Source organism: Caballeronia sp. ATUFL_F1_KS39 (assembly GCF_023630985.1).
Taxonomy (GTDB): domain Bacteria; phylum Pseudomonadota; class Gammaproteobacteria; order Burkholderiales; family Burkholderiaceae; genus Caballeronia; species Caballeronia zhejiangensis.
Genome location: NZ_JALQDZ010000020.1, coordinates 1 through 3,548, shown reverse-complemented (window position 1 = coordinate 3,548; position 3,548 = coordinate 1). Strand labels below are relative to the sequence as shown.

Sequence of the window (3,548 nt, the reverse complement as noted above, 5' to 3'; positions counted from 1 at the left end):
GGACCGTGAAACGACTCCACGCCGATGATAGTGCGGATACCCGTGTGAAAGTAGGTAATCGTCAGGCTCCTCATGCTTCAAACAAAAACCCCACCCCAAAAGGTGGGGTTTTTGCGTTGGGGCGTGAAAATCTAAATCGCAATTAAGCCAGCAGAAGCGTAACGGCGACCATCAACGGGCGAGGAATTTCTCCGCCAGTCTTACCCAGTACGACGATCCGATCGATAACAAATCATCATTAAAGTCGTAGCTGGCGTTGTGCAACATGCACGGCCCCGCGCCGTGTCCTTGCTCCCGGTGCCCGCCGTCGCCGTTACCTAGAAACGCATAACATCCGGGCTTTTCGAGAAGCATGAACGAAAAGTCCTCGGCGCCCATCGTCGGCTCGACGGCGCTATCGACCTTATCCTTGCCCACCACTTCTGCCATAACTTCCGCCGCGAATCTTGCCTCTTCAGGCGAATTGATCGTCGGCGGATAGTTTCTGTGGAAATGAATTTCCACCTCGCAGTCGTAGGCCGCTGCGGTTGCATCGGCGATTTTGCGCATGCGCGCCTCGATCAGATCGAGCGTCTCCACCGTAAAAGTACGCACAGTCCCTCCGAGCCAAGCCTGATCGGGCACCACATTGGCAGCCTGGCCAGCGTGAATCTGGGTAATCGAAAGCACGGCCGTATCGATCGGCTTCTTGCTTCGCGTGATGATGCTCTGAAGCCCGTTCGCGATCTGAACCGCCGTAAAAACGGGATCGCGCCCGTTATGTGGCAAGGCCGCGTGCGAACCGGTTCCTCGAATGGCGATGCGAAACTCGTTGCTCGAAGCCATGATCGGCCCTTCGACGACACCGAAATGCCCCGCCGGAATGCCAGGCCAGTTGTGAATGCCGAACACCGCATCGACCGGAAACCGCTTGAAAAGACCATCTTCGATCATGGCCTTCGCGCCCGCGCCGCCTTCCTCAGCCGGTTGGAAGATGAAGACGACCGTCCCATCGAATTTGCCGTGCCTGGCCAGATATTTCGCCGCGCCGAGCAGCATCGCCGTATGACCATCGTGGCCGCAGGCATGCATACGGCCGTCGTTCGTCGATCGATGGCCGAATGTATTCAATTCCTGAATGGGCAGCGCGTCCATATCCGCGCGCAGCCCGATCGAGGCGCTGCCGGCGCCGCGCTTCAGCACGCCGACGACGCCCGTCTTGCCCAATCCCCGATGCACTTGGATTCCCCAACTTTCGAGGCTCTCGGCAACCAGTTTTGCGGTGCCAACCTCTTCATAGCGCAATTCGGGATGGGCATGGATCGTTCGTCGGAGCGTCTTGATCTCGTCGTGCGATGCTTCGATTTCTGGGATCAGATTCATTTTAACTGCTCTCACGTTTGAATTCGGATTGCGCGTATTGACCGCGCCTGGTCGTTCCATTCTACGCCGCCGCTATTTGCGCCATCGGACGGTCGATCGCATAGCGGCCGTAATAGAATTCCGTCATCTGCCGCTTTTACTTCGATTTACGGACTTTCCGATGAACGCTCCAGCCGAGTTTGCCCGAGCCGTGTGCCCGCACGATTGCCCCGATACTTGCGCGATGCGCGTAACGGTCAAGGATGGAAAAGCGGTCAAAGTCAGCGGCGAACCTGATCATCCACCGACGCAAGGTGTGTTGTGCACAAAGGTTACGCGCTATGCCGAGCGTACGCATCACAAGGATCGTCTTCTGACTCCGTTGCGTCGAATCGGCAAAAAGGGCGAGGGCAGATTTGAGCCGATCGGCTGGGACGAAGCGTTGCAACTCGCCGCCGAACGCCTGCAGCCTATCGCCCGGCGCACGCCTGAAGCCATCGTTCCGTACAGTTACGCGGGCACGATGGGCCTGGTGCAAGGCGAAAGCGTCGCTGCCCGATTCTTCAACGTGCTTGGCGCATCGCGACTCGAACGCACGATTTGTGCGGCTGCTGGCGCCGCCGGCCTGCGCTACACGTACGGCGCGAGCCTCGGAATGCATTCGGAGTATTACGAAGAGAGCGAGCTGATTCTGATCTGGGGCGCGAATCCGATCGCGTCGAGCCTGCACTTCTGGACGCGCGCGCAGGAGGCAAAGCGTCGTGGCGCGAAGCTGATCGCGATCGATCCGTACAAGTCGCTCACGGCGGAAAAGTGCCATCAGCACATCGCGTTGCGCCCGGGCACCGACGCCGCGCTGGCGCTCGGCATGATCGACGTGTTGATCCGCGAGAATTTCATCGATCACGAGTATGTGAGCGCGCATACCGTCGGCTTCGATGAACTTGCGGCGCGCGCGGCGCAGTATCCGGCTTCGCGCGTGGCGCAGATCTGCGGCATCGACGAAAAGGTCGTTATCGAACTCGCCCGTGCTTTCGGATCGACGAAGAAGGCCGCAATTCGCCTCAATTACGGCATGCAGCGCGTGCGCGGTGGCGGCAATGCCGTGCGGGCGATCGCTTGCTTGCCGTCGTTGACTGGCGCGTGGCGCGAGCGCGCCGGAGGCCTGCTGCTTTCGTCGTCCGGCTGGGCGCCGATCGACGGCAGCGCGCTCGAGCGTCCCGATTTGCTGCCGGGCTGGCCCTCGAAGCTTCCGCGCGCGATCAACATGAACGCGATCGGCGACGCGTTGCTGCATCCGGGCGACGAAGCATTCGGGCCGAAGATCGAAGCGCTGATCGTCTACAACTCGAATCCCGTTGCGGTCGCGCCCGATTCGGCGAAAGTCGAGGCGGGCTTCGCGCGCGAGGATCTGTTCACGATCGTGCTCGAACACTTCCAGACAGATACCGCCGATTACGCGGACCTCGTCTTTCCCGCGACGACGCAGCTCGAGCATCTCGACGTCCACAAGTCCTACGGGCACACGCACGTAATGGCGAATCTGCCGGCGATTCCACCCGTCGGCGAAGCGCGCCCGAACACTGAAATATTCCGCGGACTCGCACGCGCCCTGGGCCTTACCGAGCCGGCGCTTTTCGAGACCGACGAGCAGATCGCATCGAAGGCATTCCGCTGGAACGACCCGACGCTCGAAGGTCAGAGCTGGGACACGTTGAAGGCGTCCGGCTGGCTGAAGCTCGGAATCGCGGAAGCGCCGCTGGCCGAAGGCGGGTTCCGCACCCCGTCGGGAAAATGCGAGTTCTACAGCGAGCGCCTGAAACGCGAAGGTCTCGATCCGTTGCCCGATTACCTGCCGCCGTACGAATCTGCGGACGGATCGCCGGATCTGGCGGCCCGCTATCCGCTCGCGATGATTTCGCCGCCCGCGCGCAACTTCCTGAACAGCAGTTTCGTGAACATCGAAAGTCTGCGGGCGGCGGAGCGCGAACCGCATCTCGATATTCACCCCGCCGACGCGCAAGCGCGCGCCATCGCCGATGGCGCAGTCGTGCGCATCTTCAACGATCGCGGTTCGATGCAGGCCCGGGGGGGGGGGGGGGGGCGGGGGCGGGGCGGCGGGGGGGGGGGGGGGGGGGGGGGGGGGGGGGTGGGCGGCGGGGGGGGGGGGCGCCCCCCGGGGGGGGGGGGTCCCGCGGGGGCCCGCC

2 protein-coding genes are annotated in these 3,548 nt (G+C 62.1%); one reads left to right on the top strand and one right to left on the bottom strand.

Going from position 1 to position 3,548, the window contains the following annotated elements; all coding sequences use genetic code 11:
* Positions 1 to 171: 171 nt before the first annotated feature.
* The gene (locus NCR93_RS11970; protein ID WP_008343012.1) at positions 172 to 1,362 is read right to left on the bottom strand and encodes a M20 aminoacylase family protein; all 1,191 of its coding nucleotides are present in this window, start codon (positions 1,360 to 1,362) and stop codon (positions 172 to 174) included.
* 160 nt (positions 1,363 to 1,522) lie between these two features.
* Here NCR93_RS11970 and NCR93_RS11965 point away from each other — a divergent pair.
* Positions 1,523 to 3,548, top strand: a 2,026-nt coding sequence (locus tag NCR93_RS11965; RefSeq protein WP_250532235.1) for a molybdopterin-containing oxidoreductase family protein, incomplete at its 3' end; no start/stop codon positions are given.

What these genes read in the sequence shown, in the direction of transcription:
- NCR93_RS11970 (WP_008343012.1), bottom strand. Translation starts at nt 1,362, where the DNA reads ATGAATCTGATCCCAGAAATCGAAGCATCGCACGACGAGATCAAGACG.